Origin of the sequence: Cryobacterium sp. Y29 (genome assembly GCF_002929825.1) — a bacterium.
Lineage (GTDB): Bacteria > Actinomycetota > Actinomycetes > Actinomycetales > Microbacteriaceae > Cryobacterium.
Genome location: NZ_PJJN01000022.1, coordinates 1 through 17,562 on the forward strand (window position 1 = coordinate 1; position 17,562 = coordinate 17,562).

General features: G+C 64.8%; 12 protein-coding genes. 6 read left to right on the forward strand and 6 right to left on the reverse strand.

All coding sequences use genetic code 11. The features are described from left to right. Positions 1-203 precede the first annotated feature (203 nt). From CXY74_RS01260 to CXY74_RS01285, 6 genes are all read left to right on the forward strand, one after another. On the forward strand, positions 204-1,259 hold the full coding sequence (locus CXY74_RS01260) for an acyltransferase family protein (RefSeq protein ID WP_158252264.1): 1,056 nt from the start codon (positions 204-206) through the stop codon (positions 1,257-1,259). After that, positions 1,256-2,173 carry an alpha/beta hydrolase gene (locus CXY74_RS01265; RefSeq protein WP_104198752.1) on the forward strand — a complete coding sequence of 306 codons (918 nt, stop codon included), beginning with the start codon at positions 1,256-1,258 and terminating at the stop codon, positions 2,171-2,173. Before CXY74_RS01260 ends, CXY74_RS01265 begins: the two co-directional genes overlap by 4 nt. Positions 2,174-2,278: 105 nt before the next feature. Then, positions 2,279-3,757, forward strand: coding sequence for a polysaccharide biosynthesis tyrosine autokinase (locus CXY74_RS01270; protein WP_158252265.1), 1,479 nt, complete (start codon positions 2,279-2,281; stop codon positions 3,755-3,757). Positions 3,758-3,828: 71 nt separating this feature from the next. Continuing rightward, positions 3,829-4,815 carry a glycosyltransferase gene (locus CXY74_RS01275; protein WP_199183107.1) on the forward strand — a complete coding sequence of 329 codons (987 nt, stop codon included), beginning with the start codon at positions 3,829-3,831 and terminating at the stop codon, positions 4,813-4,815. A 23-nt stretch (positions 4,816-4,838) separates the two neighbouring features. Next, positions 4,839-5,912, forward strand: a complete 1,074-nt coding sequence (locus CXY74_RS01280; RefSeq protein ID WP_104198754.1) for a polysaccharide pyruvyl transferase family protein — start codon at positions 4,839-4,841, stop codon at positions 5,910-5,912. Next, entirely contained in the window at positions 5,909-7,123 is a 1,215-nt protein-coding gene (locus tag CXY74_RS01285) for a glycosyltransferase family 4 protein (protein WP_104198755.1), read from the forward strand. Before CXY74_RS01280 ends, CXY74_RS01285 begins: the two co-directional genes overlap by 4 nt. Here the strand turns inward: CXY74_RS01285 and CXY74_RS01290 are convergent. The 6 genes from CXY74_RS01290 to CXY74_RS01325 all read right to left on the reverse strand — a co-directional run bounded on the left by CXY74_RS01290 (position 7,101) and on the right by CXY74_RS01325 (position 17,559). Then, positions 7,101-9,038, reverse strand: a complete 1,938-nt coding sequence (locus CXY74_RS01290; RefSeq protein WP_158252266.1) for a right-handed parallel beta-helix repeat-containing protein — start codon at positions 9,036-9,038, stop codon at positions 7,101-7,103. The two genes, CXY74_RS01285 and CXY74_RS01290, sit on opposite strands and share 23 nt — an antisense overlap. 502 nt (positions 9,039-9,540) lie before the next feature. Beyond that, positions 9,541-11,061, reverse strand: a complete 1,521-nt coding sequence (locus CXY74_RS01305; protein ID WP_158252267.1) for a right-handed parallel beta-helix repeat-containing protein — start codon at positions 11,059-11,061, stop codon at positions 9,541-9,543. Positions 11,062-11,367: 306 nt separating this feature from the next. Then, a complete protein-coding gene (locus tag CXY74_RS01310; protein ID WP_104198760.1) occupies positions 11,368-12,372 on the reverse strand; it encodes a glycosyltransferase family 2 protein in 1,005 nt (334 codons plus the stop codon). After that, positions 12,369-13,418 (reverse strand): polysaccharide pyruvyl transferase family protein, encoded by a 1,050-nt coding sequence (locus tag CXY74_RS01315; RefSeq protein WP_104198761.1) that lies wholly within the window; start codon positions 13,416-13,418, stop codon positions 12,369-12,371. Before CXY74_RS01315 ends, CXY74_RS01310 begins: the two co-directional genes overlap by 4 nt. After that, positions 13,415-14,647, reverse strand: coding sequence for a glycosyltransferase (locus tag CXY74_RS01320; protein WP_104198762.1), 1,233 nt, complete (start codon positions 14,645-14,647; stop codon positions 13,415-13,417). Before CXY74_RS01320 ends, CXY74_RS01315 begins: the two co-directional genes overlap by 4 nt. Then, positions 14,644-17,559 carry an oligosaccharide flippase family protein gene (locus CXY74_RS01325; RefSeq protein ID WP_146070009.1) on the reverse strand — a complete coding sequence of 972 codons (2,916 nt, stop codon included), beginning with the start codon at positions 17,557-17,559 and terminating at the stop codon, positions 14,644-14,646. The genes CXY74_RS01320 and CXY74_RS01325 overlap by 4 nt, the downstream gene beginning before the upstream one ends. Between the last annotated feature and the right edge of the window lie 3 nt (positions 17,560-17,562).

Sequence of the window (17,562 nt, forward strand, 5' to 3'; positions counted from 1 at the left end):
CCAGCCCAGCCCAGCCCAGCCCAGCCCTCACTCTGCCCACCAGCAGCACTGGAACATCCGCGTCTAAGCAGTCCGCCGTCAACGTCGATAGAGGCGCGCTGGCGCGCCGCTACAGGCTTTCCACACCGATACGCTCGCAAACTACCGCCCCTAAAAAACCAGCCGCAATACCATCCTGAGTTTTTCTCGTGTACATTTCGTTTGTGAAAGAGATACAGACCGAGAACCGCGAGTGGATCAACTTCGCCAAGGGCGCGGCGATTATTCTCGTGGTGCTGTACCACTCGTCGTTGTTCCTCAATGACCTCGGCCTGGCCGGCAGCACCCCACGGTTGCGGCTCGTGCTGGGCTACTTTCCCATGCCGGTATTCTTCTTCATCGCCGGCCTCACCGCGCGGCGTATGCTCACGTGGAACCTGAAAGACCTCTGGCGTCGGCGCCTGCTCGTGCTCGTGTATTTGTACCTGCTCTGGTCTGTCATCCGGGTCGCGTTCTACCTCGTCGTGCCGCACCTGCGCGGCACCGAGCGGTCCCCGACCGACCTGCTCAACATCGCCCTACTGCCGGTTTGGCCCACCAGCAGCTACTGGTTCATCTGGGCACTGGCCATTTTCACCCTGCTCGCCTGGCTTCTGCGGAAACTGCCGATCAGGCTGCAACTCCTTCTCGCGGGCGTCATCGCAGTGCTGGCGACGACGCCGGGAGCGCTCGACCTCGACAACGTCGGCTGGGACCGCGTCGCCGCCAATTTCATTTTCTTCATCACCGCCGTCTACTTTCCTCACGCCATTTATCGCCTGGCCGCCCGCGTTCGCGTCTGGCACGCGACTGTGCTTGTCGCTGCATATCTCGGCCTCGCCGTGCTGATCGTGCCGTTGCATCTTTCCCGTGTTCCGGGGCTGATTTTGCTCGAAAGCGTGGTGGCCGTCGCGATGGGCGTCACCCTGGCCACCCTGCTGGTTCGCGTGCGATGGTTGAAATTTATGAACACGCTCGGCCAATACAGCTTTCAAATCTATCTATTGCACCTGTTTCTCGTGGCCAGCGCCCTCGCGCTGCTGGCACCGTTCGCCGAAACCCCCTGGCTCGAACGCGCCGGAAATGCCCTGCCGTTCCTGCTCGCCGCCATCGTACTCGTCGCCTCGCTCTACCTCGCCAAGCTTCTGCGCCGGTTCTCGTTCCTCTGGGTCAGTCCGTTCCGCAAACGCCAGACCACATCAGTCTCTCGTCGGGCTCATTTGAACCGTGACCTGCTGTGAAAATATCCCGACTGTTCGCGGCATCCGTTGGGCTGCTCGCTGTCGGTCTTGTGCTGAGCGGATGCGCCGCCACCCCCAATAGGCCGAATGCGCGTGCGCACAGCGACTCGGTCGTGCTGCAGAACGACCTGCAGTACGGCACGGCTCTTGGCCAGAAGCTGCTGCTGAACGCCTGCCTGCCCAAGAGTAAGACAGCCCCCACGGCGGCTATAATCCTCATTCACGGCGGAGGCTTCGATAGCGGAACCAAAGACTTCGGCGGCATGAAAGCGCTCTGTTCGGAACTGGCCGCCAGCGGTATCGCCGCCTTTTCGGTGGACTACCGCTTGGCGCCCAAATTTGCCTACCCGGCACAGGTGAACGATGTCACCGAAGCGCTTACATGGCTTCGGGAACCAGCCCAGATCGCGCACTTCGGCATCGACCCCGAACGCATCGGACTGTTCGGAAGCTCTGCCGGTGCGATCATCGCTTCATCGATCGGCACCAATGGCTCGGGTAGCTTGGCTGGCGATGATCGGGTTGCGGCGGTCGTGGCGATGTCGCCGGCGGTTGATCTCACCGAGCGGGGGCTTCTGCGTGGTAACCCTTCGACACTGGCCATAGCACCCATTTTGCAATACCTCGGCTGCTCTGACTTCGCTGACTGTCCCAACGCCCGCGCGGCGTCGCCGTTGTACGCCGTCGACAAGACCGACCCGCCGTTTTACATCGGCATTTCACAAAAGGAACTGGTTCCCCTTGAACAGGGCAAGGCCATGGCGTCAGCGCTCAAAGCGGTCGGCGTACCCGTCACTCTCGACGTGAAACCCGGTAAAAAACACGGGTTGGAGCTCCTCGACGAGGCCACACGAGCGAGCATTCGTCAGTTCCTGATCGATAATTTAGTTAACTCCACAAGACGAACTGATTAAATCCTCAATACCGGCAGTCCAAAAGTGAGGATTTTTATGCCAACATAGGGACTTGTCCTCGTGCACCCGAAGCACGACGCATCGATCATGCAGGAAGAAGCGCCCATGGAACTGAAGCGACTGGTTCGAATACTCCGAAAGCAATGGATTCTCATCGTTGCTTTCATCCTGCTCGGCGTGGTCGGTGGAGCAGCAGCCGCCCTGCTCACTCCCGTGCAGTACGAGGCTTCCACCCGTGTATTCGTCGCCGCGCAGATTCAAAACGGGTCAACTCCCGGCGATCTCGTACAGGGCAATAACTTCGTCGTGCAAAAGCTGCCGTACTACCTCGACGTCGCCACGAGCCCCCGAGTGCTCGACCCGGTGATCGCGAGCCTCGGCCTCAAGGAGAGCGCGGTAAACCTGGCCGAGCGGGTCACGGCCACATCCCAGCCTGGCTCGGCCGTTATCGAACTCAGAGCTCTTGCCTCCACGGCAAATGCCGCCCAGCAGCTCGCGCAGGCCGTCTCGGACAGTTTCACCGACGTTGTGATCAATCAGCTGGAAAAGCCCGCCGATGGCGGTGCGAGCCCGGTCACAGTCGGCGTGCTCAACCCGCCGGTCGCCCCCGACAACCCGGCGGTGCCACAGCTCTACCTCAACCTGGCCGTAGGACTGCTCATCGGGCTGCTGATCGGACTGGTCACCGCGCTCATCCTCGGCCTGTTTGACCGCCGCATCTACAACCGCGACGACATCGAGCGACTGACGGTTGTTCCCGTGCTCGGAGGTATTCCGCTCGAAGCTCGCGCCAACCCGATCATCTCGCCAAACGGTGCGTCCACCGCCCGCGCCGAGGCGTTTCGGGTGCTGCGCACCAACCTCGAGTTCGCCGACGCTGACGGCGGCCGCCGCAGCCTCGTCGTAACCTCCTCCGTTTCGGGCGAAGGCAAGACCACCACGCTCGTGAACCTCGCCATCGTGCTGGCCGAGAGCGGCGCGACGGTCGCCGTCATCGATGCCGACCTGCGCACGCCCCGGCTCGCCGACTACCTCGGGCTCGACGCCGAGCATGGACTGACCGACGTACTCCTCGGCGACGTGCAACTCAAGGAATCTCTGCAATCGTGGGGCGCGCAGCATCCGCTCACAGTGCTGTCGTCGGGCAAGATTCCTACGAACCCGAGCGAACTGCTCGGATCCACCGCCATGGGCACGGTACTCGATGTGCTGAGCAGCAGCTACGACTACGTGCTCCTGGACGCCCCGCCGGTACTTGCGGTGACGGACGCAGCCGTGCTCAGTCGCTGGACCGGCGGCACCATTCTGGTCGTCGGCGCCAACCGGGTGCGCGAGCCCGAACTGCTGGCTGCCTTCGACGCCCTGGACGCTGTCGGCACAACGCCCCTCGGCGTCGTGCTGGCCATGGTTCCCACCCGTGGTCCCGATGCGCTCGTGCGTGATGGAAGCTTCTCCGTGGCCTCTTCCCGCCCGGCTCCTCGAGCCACCCCAGCAACCGGCGCGGACACGAACGAGTCGGGTCGTTCGACCCCGTCCGACAGTGAGGCTGTGGCAGCAGTCAGCCCCACCCGCGTCACCTGGTAGGACCAGAATCCCAGTGCGTTTGGCGCGCGTTCGAAGCAGTTCTGCAAGAGCTTCACCCGAAAGGAGACTCAGTGTCCGTGCACTCGTCTTACCCGATCGATTCGTCGTCCTCCCCGCAACGAAAGCTCCTGCTCGTCGCTTCCACGGGCGGGCACCTGGCCCAGCTGGTGCGGCTGGCGCCGGGGCTCGGTGCCTCGCCCAGCTCGCTCTGGGTTACCTTTGATTCCGTGCAGAGCCGGTCGCTGCTGGCCGGTCAGCGGCGTATCCATGTGCCGTACGTGCGTCCCCGCGATTACCTCGGCATGATGCGCGCGGCCAGCATCGTGCGCCGGGTGCTCAGGCACGAAACTTTTGAGGGTGCCGTGAGTACCGGCGCCGGTCTCGCCGTTGCGGCGCTGCCGCAGGCCGCAATCAGCGGTGTGCCGAGCCTGTACATCGAGAGCGTCTCCCGTGTCGAGGGGCCATCGCTCAGCGGGCGCATGCTCGCCGCCAGCCGCCTGGTCAGCGTGCGCACCCAGCATCCGGCCTGGGCTACCAGCCGCTGGCGGACCCACCCGAGCGTATTGTCCACCTACCATTCGTTGATCCGGCCCGCGCCGGAACGGCCCAGTCTGTTCGTCACCCTCGGCACCATCGAGGGGTACCGTTTCGATTCCCTCGTCGACGCAGTTCTCGCGAGTGGCCTGGCCGATGAGCGCACCGTCTGGCAGCTCGGTTTTACGACCGACCGCACCGACCTTCCCGGCCGGGTGCACCAGATGATGCCGACCGCGCAGTTCGTCGATGCTGCCCTGAACTCCGACGTCGTAATCACCCACGCCGGTGTCGGTACCTTCATGGGGCTGCTCGAACTGGGTATCTTCCCCGTGATCGTGACCCGTCGCAAGCACCGCGGCGAACACGTTGATGACCACCAGATGCAGATCGCGGAGCTGGCCGAGTACCTGGGCGTCGCTCGAGCCGTTGACTCGCCCGACCTGACGGCCGACGTCATCCGCTTCGTTGCCGGTCGTGCCATCGACACCGGTGTGCGCATTCCGTTGCCCAGCGACCGATGAGTCAGGGGGCTCCAACCGAGCGGATGCTGCGCCAAATTTTTGTCCCCGCCCGCGGGCAATATGACAACATCGGCGACATTCTGCTGCGTCGCCAACTGCTCGACTGGTTACGGGGGAGCGGTCCGCTGCACGTCTATGTCGGCAAGGCACCCGACGGGTATGCCAGGGGGCTCGGCCTCACGCCGGGCGACGTGCAATATCGCTCGTTTCGACGCTGGTACGCAGCGGCGCTTCGCAGCGCGGCCCACGGTCAAGCGTCGTACGTATTCAAACCCGGCGAGATTCAACTGACCCTGGTCGGCATGAAAGAGCACCTCGCTATGCTGCCGGTGCTTGCACTTGTTCGTGCCCGACACGGCCGCGTCGCCCGGGTCGGTGTGGGCAGCCGAAACTTCGCGCCGCTGCCGCGTGCGCTGATGGGACCCTCGATCGCGCTGTCGAACCTGTCGTTGTGGCGGGATGCAGCAACGGCCGGGTATCTCGGGCGGGGCAGTGTCATGCCCGACCTTGCCTTTGCTAGTCGCGGCAGTGGTGTCGATTCGGTCGCTATAGCGTGCCGCAACCTTCTCGTCGTCTCGATGCGCTCCGACCTCGACTACCCGAGCGCCGCCTGGCTTACGGCGGTGCGCGCAGTCGCCGCCGACCATGGCCTGCAGATCTGGTGTGTCACCCAGGTCTTGCGGGACGATAAGAGGTGCAGTCAACTCGCGGCCGATCTCGGAGGCGAGGCGCTGCGCTGGAACGGCACCGGCCATGACGAGCAGGAACAGCGCCTGCGTGCGCTCTATCGGCGGGCCGCCCTTGCCGTGAGCGATCGTTTGCACGTGCTCGTCGGCGCCCTCACGGAGGGGGCGGTTCCGGCCGCCCTCCTCGTTGACGCGAAGTCAGACAAGATTGCGCGGCATTTTGCGGCCGCCGGACTCCACGACGTGAGCATTGTCAGCGCGGGTTTGACCGCTGCCGAGATCGCTGACCGGCTGCAGAACCTGCTCGGCCGCCGTATGGCTATCCTGGCCGGCCTGGCCGAGGCGCAGAACGAGCTACACAACGTGCGCCGTCTGCTTGATCGGGTGCTAACCAGCGAGACTGCGCGGTGAGCCTCGCCGACGCGGGCGGTACCGAGCCGATCGAGACAGAACCGATCACCATCGAGCCGCCATCAGCCACACCAAGCCCACCCCTCGTTCCGATTGTCCAAGTTGTCCCGCTTGTCCAACTTGTCCCGGTCGTCCCGGTCGTCCCGATTGTCCCGGCGTCGCCGGCTGAACGGCTGACAGCGGTGCACATTGGGCGCAGCGGTGAGGTCGCCGGCGGTATGAGTCAGGTCGTCAACGGCTATCTGGCACATTCTTTCGCCGATTTCGACCTGCGTTTGGTGTCCTCGCGCGATGGCAGTGGCGGGGCGCGGGCGGCCTTGCTTGCGGTGTCCGCTTTCTGGAAGGTGTTGCGTCTGTCCCGGCCCGAGCGCACCGTCGTGATCGCGCACCTGTCGCAGGGTGGTTCCTTCGCGCGTGAAGGAGCGCTGCTCGCCCTCGCGCACGCGCGCGGTTTTGGCACGGTCGCTCAACTGCACGGCAGTTCTTTTACCGACTTCGCCGAGAAACGACCCGGTCTGGTGGGGAGCGTCCTGCGCGCGGCCGACGTGGTGCTGACCCTGTCGGCCGAATCGCGCGACACGGCCGCCGACTTCGTGCCGGGGGAGCGGGTTGTGCTTGTGCCGAACGCCGTCGCCGACGGCGTGCGCCGCGACATCGAACCGCTCGTGGTGTTCGGCGGTGCGGTCAGCGTGCGCAAGGGTGTCGACGTGCTCGTGGCGGCGTGGCAGCGGCTCGCGCCCGAGCATCCGCTGTGGAAACTCGTGATTGCCGGTCCCATCATTGACCAGCCTGCCGTACCGCTGGTGCGCGGGGAATTCGTCGGGGCGCTCAGCCACGAGGCTTTGATGAAGTTGCTCGAGCGTTCGGCGATCGCCGTGTTGCCCTCTCGCGACGAGGCGATGCCGATGTTCATTCTCGAAGCCATGGCTCGCAGTAACTGTGTGGTGGCGACGCGGGTCGGCGGCGTGCCGGCCGTGCTCGCCAACGGTGCGGGGGTGCTCGTGGAACCTGGCGACGCCAACTCGCTCGAGGCAGCGCTACGGCACGCGATAACGGATGCGGCCTGGCGCGTGAAAAAGGCGGATCTGGCCAGATCCGCCTTCGAGACTACCTATTCGGCGGCCGCTGTCTTTCCGCTGGTCGAGCGCAGCTGGAAGGCTGCGCTCGACCGACGATCAGACCGTGTTGCTAGGAGATACAGGCCTGGTTAGAGAATCCGGATCCCGCAGCCGTAACGGTGTTCGAGCAGTAGACCGTGGTGCCGCTGGTGCCCTTGGTTCCCTGCTCGTGGATGAAGAAGCCGTAGCCGGCTGCGCCGACCGGGGCGGTGTTGCCATAGAAGATGTTGCGGAGGCCCCAGCCGGCCACACTGCCGTTGACCGCGAAGCCGTGCATGGTGCTGTTCTTGCCGGAGTTATTGTAAATGCTCCAGTCGTTGCCCTTGACTTTGACCCATTCCGCGGCGCGCTGCATCGCGTTGGCGCCATCGATGATGTTGTCGCGGATGATCCCGCTGGAGGTACCTTCCTTGACCTCGATCGGCTGGGCGCCGGTCAGGCTGATGTTGTTGGCCATGACCAGCGTGCGGTCGGTCTTGTCGGGCTGGCAGTTGGTCTGGGCGCACCAGTTGGCGTCAGAGGTTCCGATATAGATACCCTCACCGTAGAACGGGTCGCGCTTGCCGGTGTTTTTGATGGTGTTGCCGACGACTTTGCTGTCGGTGGTGAAGGCACGCAGGTGGATGCCCTCGTAGCCGATGTTGTCAACAAGCGTGTCCGCAATGGTGACGTTGCTGCTGCGGATGACGCTGATTCCCTTGAGGCTGTTGGTGACGGTCATTCCGGCGATCACGAGATTGGAGGAGTTGGAGATCTGGATGCCGTGGTTGTTCTGGATGCTGCCGACGTTGATCACGGCGCTGCGCGGTCCGCAGATCCAGACCGGGTTAGATGCGGTTCCGTTCGCGGTCATGTTGATCTGCTCGTTGTAGGTGCCGGGGGCCATCTTGATTACGGTCCCGGGCTGGGCCTGGGAGACGGCGGTTATGAGTTCCCTGGCCGTCGCCACATTGACGGTGGCGGCGGGGCAATCCGCGTAGCGCGGGGTGCTGATCGGAGCCGGAGTCGGCGCAGTGCTTGGCACAGCCGACACGATGAACGCGTCGACGATGCTGTTGGTACCGGTCGAACGGGCATCCTTCTGCCCGGTTCGGGTCACGGTGATGGTGTGCGTACCGGCCGAGAGGCTCGTGGTGCTGAACGCGTTCTGCTTGTAGGCGGTGGCGGCAGAATACCCGTTGACCGTGGCGACGTTCGTACCGTCGATCGCGACGGTGCTGGTGCCCGAGCTGCTGGTCAGGCGTGTGATGAAGGCAATGCTCGAGCCCTGGAAAGTGAACGAGGCGCTGCCCGCCGTAGTGGTGAACTGAACTCCACCGCCTGAGTCGCTGGTCGAGCCGGCGGTGCGCCAGGTGCCGTTGTACGTGACCGACGCGGAGTCGCCCTCGAAGGTGGTCGAACCGGCCGGAGCCTGCACGGGAGCGGTCGCAGCGGGTGCCGGTGCGGGTGCGGGTGCGGGTGCCGGTGCGGGTGCGGGCGCCGGTGCGGGAGTCATCGTCCCGGTAGGCGTCAGGGTGACGAAGGCGTCGACGATGCTGTTTGTGCCGGTGGAGCGGGCATCCTTCTGGCCGGTGCGGCTGACCTTGATGGTGTGCGTCCCGCTAGAAAGGTTTGAGGTGCTGAACAGGTTCTGCTGGTACCGGGTTGAGGCGGAGTAGCCGTTGACCGTGGCGACAACCTTGCCGTCGATGGCGATTTCACTCGTGCCGGAGCTGCTGGTCATACGCGTGACGTAGGCCACCGTTGAACCGGTGAAGGTGAGTGAAGCGCTCGACGTGGTCGAGGCGAACTTGATGGATCCGCCGTGGTCTGACGGAGAGCCCGTCGTGCGCCAGGTACCGGAATACTTCACCTGCGCGGAGCTGCTGTCGACAACCGTGGTACCGGCGGGAGCAGTGGCGGCGGAGGCTGAAGCGACGCCGAGGGGGATCATTGCGGTGAGGGGCACGATCGCGGCGATGACGACGGCCGCAATGGTGGCACGGCGTGAGGCACGAGGGAACAACATTATGAAACCTTCCGAATGTTCAAGGAGGGATGGTTACGTCCGTGAACCCGACGGGTTCCGACGCATATGATCTTCGTGATTTGTGGCGGTAACGCTTCCGTGATCACGTCGTCAATTAGCGTCGGAACTGCTGCGCGTTAGCCGTGTGTAAATGGGTTTGTGGGCACAAAATACGCGGATGCAGCGGTGCAGCAGCGCGCGGACGCGCGCGAGAAAGTGGGGGTCAAGTCGAGCAATCGCCAGCGCGAAACTGAGACGACCTCGGGGATTTCGCCCTGATCAGTGCTATTGCCCATTGTGGGCAACGCCCCGCAAGTGGGGGCCGGATTTTCGGGCGGCCCCACGCGGTCACCGTGATCGGGTATCGGTCATTCCTGAGAAAGTGCCTAGAGTAAAATTCAAACTGTTGAATTTTGTCTTGATGCACACTGTCGCACCTGCGATCACACCAAAAACAACCTCCAACGCCCCCGAGGGCACGCTGAGGGTCGTGTGCAGTCGACTACGGAGTACAGGCGATGTTGGTCAATCCTTGCCCGGCGCGGGTGACCGAGTTCGAGCACGACACCGTGGTGTCGCTGGAGCCCTTGCTGCCTTTCTCGTGGATGAAGAAGGCGTAACCACCGGCGTTCACCGCACCCGAGTTGTCGGTGAAGGTGTTGTGAAGGCCCCAGCCGGGGACGCTTCCGTTGACCGCGAAGCCGTGCAGGGGGCTGTTGGAGCCCTTGTTGTCATAGATCATCCAGTTGTTACCCTTGACCTTGACCCACTCGTTAGCAGCGCTCATGCCGTTAGCTCCGTCAATCACATTGTCCCGAACGACGCCGTCGGAAGTGCCCTCCTTGACTTCGATCGGCTGAGCACCGGTGAGGCTGATGTGATTGCCAAGTACGAGAGTGCCGTCGGTTCGGTCGGGCCGGCAATTGGTCTGATCGCACCAATTGTTGTCAGACGTACCGATGTAGATGCCCTCTCCGAAGGGTGCGTCCCGCATTCCGGTGTTTGAGATGATGTTGCCGACCACGGTGCTGTCGGTTGTGAAGGCGCGCAGGTGAATGCCCTCGTAGCCGATGTGGTCGATGCGGGTGTCGGCGATCGTCACGTTCGTGCCGCCGATGACGCTGATGCCTTTGAGGCTGTTGGTCACGGTCATACCGGCGATCACGAGGTTGGACGAGTTCTTGATCTGGATACCGTGGTTGTCCTGGACGCTGCCCACGTTGATGACGGCGTCGCGCGAGCCACAGACCCAGATCGGGTCGGCGGCGGTGCCATTAGCGTGGATGTCGATCTGGCCGCGATAGGTTCCGGAGGCCATCCTGATGACGGTTCCAGGGTGGGCGCGGTCGACGGCCGTCCGGAGTTCGTCAACGGTGTGCACCGTCGTCGTCGCGGCGGGGCAGTCGGCGTAGCGGTGCACGGTCGGCGGCGGCGCGAGTGCAGGGACCGGTGCTGGTGCTGGGCCGGTCGCGGCATTCACCACGAAGGCGTCCACGATGCTGTTGGTACCGCTTGCGCGTGCGTCACGCTTACCGGTGCGACTGATCGTGATGGTGTGGGTACCGTTCGAAAGGGACGTCGTGCGGAACACGGTCTTCTGGTGCACGGTTCGCACGGAGTACGCGTTCACCGTCGCAACGACCCTGCCGTCGATCGACACGGTGCTTTTTCCTGAACTTTTTGTGGTGCGCGTGATGAAAGCGACGCTTGTTCCCGTGAACGTCATTGATGCGCTGCCGGCGCCGGACTGAAACCGCACGGATCCACCGCGGTCGGCGGTATTGCGCGTACTGCGCCAGGAGCCGGTATAGCTGATCTTTGCCGAGGAGCTGTCGATGACTGTGCGTGGGGGGGCGGCAGCGGCCTCACCGCCCGGGCTGGGGATGGCCAGGAAGGCGAGAACGGCAACGATGACGGCAGTGCACGCGGCAACGGCGATTGCGGTGCGGCGGGCGGATGCGCGAGAGCGGGGAAGTGTGCGGGAAACGGGTTTGCGCGGGTGACGGTTACCAAGAAAGGGCACGGCAGGGACCTCTCTCAAGTCGGGATCGCGGACGGACAGCGGTGTCGCGGGTGAGGATTCTCCTGAGTGCTGGTTACTGGCTTGGTCGTTACGAGATGCGACGCGCATTCAGCGTTCGAAGACCGAGATCGTCGGGAACTGTTGGGGTTGCACTTCCACCTGAGCCTATCGAGAGCCAAAGTCGAATCCGTTTCACTTCCCTGTGAAAATGCTCAAAATCACACGAAAGATTCTGGGATTATCCCGGCCGCTCTTGTTGGTATGGGCAGGCCCCGTCAACGCCGATGAGTTTCAACCCGATCCAGATCAGGCGACACCCCGCTCGGCTGTGAGGCGCAGTACCCGACGATGCAGCGGAACACTGAGTTTTGCCGTGCCGGCCAGCACCAGCCGCCTCCAATCGCGACGGCGCGCGGCTAGCAATATGAGCCGCCAGGTCAGGCGGGAACGCAGCTCGGAGACGATCTCGGCCCGTTCGTCGGCATCGTACGGGCCGGTCAGCGCGTCCTTCAGCCCGGAGAGCAGCACGTAGCGCAGCCGAAAGTAGCCGTACGAGTTAGAACGGATGATGCGGGTATCCAGGGTGATAGCCGCGTTCGTGACGGCCTGTTCGACCAGCAAAAGAGACTCGGCCCGGCGCAACCCCGAGCGGATGATCGACCCACCGCGCACAACATAGGAATAGAGCGAGTCGCTGATGAACGCCACGCGATCGGCCGCAGCGAGCAGTTGGGCCACCATGGCCAGGTCGGAGTGCACCCGGGTCGGGGTGAACTCGATCTCGCGGGTAAGAGAACGGCGGAACAATTTGTTCCAGAGGTGCCCGGTCAGCTCGCCATCGAGCAGGAGCACAAAAGCCTCTGCGCCCGTGATCGGATTGTTCAGAAGAGGCACAACCAACGGGCGCCGCCGGCCGGGGTAGACATACGACGCACCGCAGACGATCACGTCAGCGCCCGTAGACCTGGCCGCTGCCATGAGTTTCTCCAGCGCAGAGTCAGCCCACTCGTCGTCACAATCGACGAACCACAGAAACTCACCCCGACTCTCGGCCACCGCCCGCGCCCGCGCCCGCGCGACACCGCCATTGTGCTCCTCGCGAAAGTAATGCACGTTGGCGTTTGCCGCAGCCGCCCGCGCGCCGATCGTAGCCGTCGTATCCGTCGAGCCGTCGTCGACCACGATGATCTCGAAATCGTCCAAGGTCTGGCCCAGGAGTCGTTCAATGGCGCTCTCCAGAAACTCGGCGGCGTTGTAGGCCGGCACGATGATGCTGACAACCGGCGAGCCCGCAGCGTGTGCCCCGGTCATGCGGTGAGCTTTCCAATGGAGCGGGTCAGCTCCCGTAGAGAAGCGCGCGCCTCGACGACGTGGTGCAGGATCGGCTCCCGGCGGCTGACGACGTCGCAAGCCCGGCGCTCGAGCGCCGCAGGGTCTGGCAGCGTCCAGCCGATCGTGGCGCCTTTGATACCGACCGCGTCGAGGGTGCGAGCCGCCTTCGACGGGCCTGCATCGGCGATCACAAGCGGCAGCGCGCCCTCGGTCAGGCCGATCACGGCAGCGTGTAGTCGGTCGGTCACCACAAGCAATGACTGCTGGTAGACCGCCCGTAGTTTCTGCTCCTGAGCGAGATGGTCTGGACCGTCCCAGACCATGGCCGTGCCGCCGAGCTTATCGGCCAGTTCCTCGGCGAGCGGCCCGTCTCGTTCGATCTGCGACACCGCCACGATCTCGAGTTTGAGGGCATCGGCCAGGCCGCGCACTGCCGCCAGCCACGCATCGTCGGGGTGCCGCCCGTTGTAGCGCACCGCTACGGCCAGTAGCGGGCGAGAAGCGGTGGACGCGAGCAGATCGGCATCTGCTGCCCCCGTAGCAAAGGCCCAGTCGGGAGCGATGCGACCCAGGCCCATCGTGCCGCGGCTGTAGGCGTCACGCCAGGCCACGAGGTCGCACAGGCGCAGTGTCGCCGCCACCGGAATGCGCCAGCCCGTCTTCTGCCGCACGCCGAACCCGGCGTGCACGGCGTGCCCGCCGCGCAGACGGTTGAGCGCGAGGTGGGGCGCAAGACGCACGTAGCGCAGGGCATACGCCCGCTGCAATTCCATTTCGCCAGCGTTGAAGGCGTAAACGGATGCCTCCCGGAGAGTCGACCGCGAAATCTCGCGTCGCCATTCTGCACTGGTGCGATACATCCGGTCTTCATCGTGCAGGCTAAGCCCACTGAGGTAGAAGTCCGATCGGGCCCCAACGAAAACCTGCAGTTCGCCGGCGCCCCGAAGTGCATCGAGAAAGGCCCGTCGCAGCACGGTATCGCCGACATTGTCGATCTGGCCCATAGCCGAGGCGAAGATTCTCATGCGCGTTCCACGACCCGAAGTAAGACCCGTTCCAAGGCGCTGCCGCTCGCTTCCTCCGAAAAACGAGCCAGCCAGGGTTCGATGTGCTCGAGCGGGAGGTCCACTGCCCGCAGAATGGCGTCGGCAAGGTCCGCCGGATGCGCGGACAGCGCGAGTTCGCCCGTGATGCCGGGCACAATCGCATCCGCTACCCCGAGCGCCCCCGAAACGGCGACCGAGGGATAGCCGGCCGCGGCCGCTTCAACGAGAACGTTGCCAAAACCCTCCCGGCTCGAGGTGAGCAGCGCCACCGAGTTGTCGGCGAAGTGGTCGAACCAGTTTTCGACCCAGCCGCGATGGTGAAAGGCCACGTTCTCCTGCCGAGCCGCGGCCTGTACGTCGTTGAGCAGGGGACCGCCGCCGAACGAGACGACCTCGACGACCACGCCGCGACGGGCGAGCTCGGCGGCGGCCGCGATCGCGAGCAGCGGCCGCTTCTGCGCCACGAGCCGGCAGGCCAGCACAATCTGAATGCCGTTGGCTGATCCTGGGCGGCGTTCGGATCGCGCCACGATCGTGGTTCCCCCCGGCTCGACCAGTTCCGTGCCGTCGTCACCCCCGACCTGGACGTGGGCCGCCGTCGTGCCCAGCCCGCGCCGGGTGCCGCGTAGTTTTGCCGTTGCCGGGTTGGCGACGACGGTGATGCGGTCACCGCGCACTCCGAAAGCGGCGATCATCTCAGCGGCGACCGGATGCGAAATGGCGATCACGTGGTCGGCCCACGGATACAGGCGCTTGGCAAACCAGATTTTCACCCGGTGGGCAAGATTCGATCCGGGCAGCCCGAGCGATACCAGGTTGCGTTCACTCACGAGCACGCGGGGGCGCAGACGGGCTGGCATTAGGCGGGCAGCGGTCAGCAGCACCAGGTTCGGGTGGGCCTGCAGCGATATCGCCACGTCGGGGTGCCAGTCGAGCAGGCGGCGCCGAAGCGCGGTGGCTTTCTGCAGGTGGCCGCGCTGCCCGGAAAGGGAGGATGACGCCACGCCATCGGGGAGGTACTCCGGTTTCACTGCGGCGGAGGTCAGAACGACAGCCACCTCGTAGCCCTGGTCGGCGAGCCAGCCCATCCAGGTGCGGGCCACAAATTCTGCCCCACCACCGTGCAGTGACGGAATCACGAAGAGGATGCGGCGCAGGGCGGGATCGGCGCGCGCATAGTCGGGTGGGGTGTGCGAGGAGAGCGTCATGCGGGACCTTGTCTGTGGGAAGTCGGGCTCGGGGCCGTGAGGGCATGCGCATGGGAATGCGTGGCATTGGGCAACCCCGAGAAGTTCAGAGCGGCCAGGCGCCGCACCTCGGGCAGCCGCGCAACCAAACGGGCGCGATACCTCTCCCGATCGGCCAGCACCGATAGCGCCACCGGAATCATGCGTCGAGCCAGGTCGGCGCCCGGCTCGATGCACAGTTCCTGCGTATCAAAGAGTCGCATCATGCCCGCGACCTTGCCCTGGGTGGACAGCGCAACGGCAGGAACCGCGTGGAACATGGCCTGCACGGCGAGGTGCATGCGCCCGGTCAGTACGATTTCGGCGCCGGCACACAGCCCGCGCACTTCGGCCGGGGTGAGCAACCGGTTCACCAGTATCACCCCGTCCGTAATGGGCAGACGATCGAACACGGCGCGGCAGGCGGCTGCGTCGTCGCCGCTGGCGCGCACGACGTGCGGCAGCAGCACTACCTGAAGCCCCGCCTCCAGGAGTGCCGTTACGATCCGGGCGTACTCCGTGGTCTGGTCGAAACTGCGGCCGACCAGCGCGCTAGCGTTCACGACGGCATAGCGGGCCGGCGTGGCTCCGAGGTATTCCGTTTTGGCGAGGGCGCAGCTGGTACGGGCCGCGAACACGGCGTCGGCGACGTCGACCACGGTGTCGAATCGATCGGTACGGGCGCGCTCGCTGGAGGTGGGGTCGCGCAGTTGTAACCGCGTTCCCATTCGCCCGGCCCGGGCGAGCGACCGGCGCACCCCCACGTTGGCGTGGCCGTTCCAGCTGAAGCCGAGGATGCGCGCTTGGACGCCGACGCTGCGCGCGAGGCTCGCAACATCCGCTCGCCGGGCGGAGGCACGCACGCTATACGCGCCGTCCATGATATCCGCGCCAATCACGGTCAGTGACAGGGCGCCGCCGAGTATGGGGGCCAGCATCGCCATGGCCTGCCGGTGTACCCGCCCCTTTCCGTAGATCAGGTGCGGAATCGGAACGAGTTGTGCCCGCCAGGCGTGCTGCGACGGAATCTGCACGTCGGTCGGCCGCCGCACAAGCACCTGGACCCGTCCCGTCACATTTTCGAGAAAGGCTTCAACCATGGCTTGGTCGCCGATATTGCCCTCCCCGGGTGGGGCGACGAGCACGTGAGCGCGCTCACTGCCCGTGTCGAACGGGCGCAGCCGGTTGGTTGCGCGTTTCAGCGCAGCACGATCGCGCAGGAAGGGCAGGGTGGATGCCGCGGCCAGACCGTGCATCACCCGGTCCAGCCGGCGGATGATGCGGAGGCGTAAGCGCCGTGCTTTTCGGGCACGGGAGGGGGTGGGGGCGGGCATTAGGTGATCGGTGTCAACGGTCGCGCCGACGGGACCCTCTTTCGACGACTTCGCGGAGCGCAGAAAGCTGCGGGCCTGGGTGATCGCGCGCACATCCCGGCGAAAGGTCGGCCAGATCAGCATGACGAAGCCGATCGCCGCGAGCAAGGCGACCCCGCCGAGGGCGACGCGCGCGAATGGCAGGTTGATCGGGATCCACTGCACGGACGTCCAGCTGATTCCGGTCGCGAAACCGTAGCCGAGAACAGCGCGCGCACCGGCTTGGAACATCGACCGTGCGGGGGCATTCGTAACCCGGCTGATCCACCACAGGCCGATCGGCCAGATCAGCGCGACGCCGATCGAATACCCGGCGGCGACGCCGTAAACGCCCCAGAGTGAGCCGACCAGCACGAACACCACCAGCAGGGGCCGAGTGGTGAGGGCGAAATACAGGTTCTGCTTGGTGGCACCCTTCGACAGGAACACCCAGTAGGTCGCATAGGCAGCAGCCTCGAAGAACCCGGCGATAGCGAGAATTTGAAAGATCGGAGCCGAACCGAGCCAGCGGCTGCCGAGGGCGATACTGATGATCGGCAGGGCCTGGGCGCAGGAGAAAGCGAGCACAATCGTGACCGCGTGCAGCATGATGGTCTGCCCGAGCAGAATGAACCGGTCGTACTTGGGCGGGTCGTCCTGCAATCGGGCCAGCACCGGCAGGGCCACACGGGTGGACGGAGCGTTGATCTGGTTGAGCGGCAGCAGCAGCAGCTGGAAGGCCCGGTTATACAGGCCGAGCGGGCCGGCACCGAGCGTGGCGCCGATCACAATCGTGTCGGTGTTGCGGCTGGTATAGGCGAGCAGCTGCGTGCCGGCCAGGTTCGACCCGAAAACGAGCAGGGGGCGCATGGGCGCGGTGCGGTGGTACCAACCGGGAAACCAGTTGGTGACCGGAATGAGAATGATGATGGTCAGAATGCCCTGGCTGATCTGCTGCCCAGCAAGAGCCCAGTAGCCGAAACCGTTCAGCGCCATCACGATGCCAACCGCGAGAGCGCCGGCCTGGGCGCCGATTTCCGACCCGGCCAGGGCGACAAAGTGAAAATTGCGGTTGAGGTCAGCACGAAACTGGGTGGCGAGGCCGTTGAGCAGAAACGTTCCGGCGAGCACCTGGGTGAGCAGTACGAGTCGATCGTCGCCGTACAGGATGGCGATGAGCGGACTGCACAGCACCGCGAGCAGCATGAGAGCAAGCCCGATCAGGCTGTTGATCCAGAACAGGTTGTCTTTTTGGTGCCGGGTCAGGTCGCGCACCTGAATGGCCGCTGACGACAGCCCGAAGTTGCGCAGCACCTCGCCGACACCGATGATCGCGGCGACCGAGGCGACCAGCCCGTAGTCGCTCGGGTCGAGCAGTCGGCCAAGCACGACGATGCCGCCGAGCTGCACGCCGATGCGAATGAGCTGGCCGACCAGGGTGGTCGATGCTCCCCGCCCCGCGGTGCGGCCGAGGCCCGCTGTCGAGCGAGGCTTCCCGGGGATGTCGGGGATGTCGGGGATGTCGGGGGGGTGAGGCGGCATCGT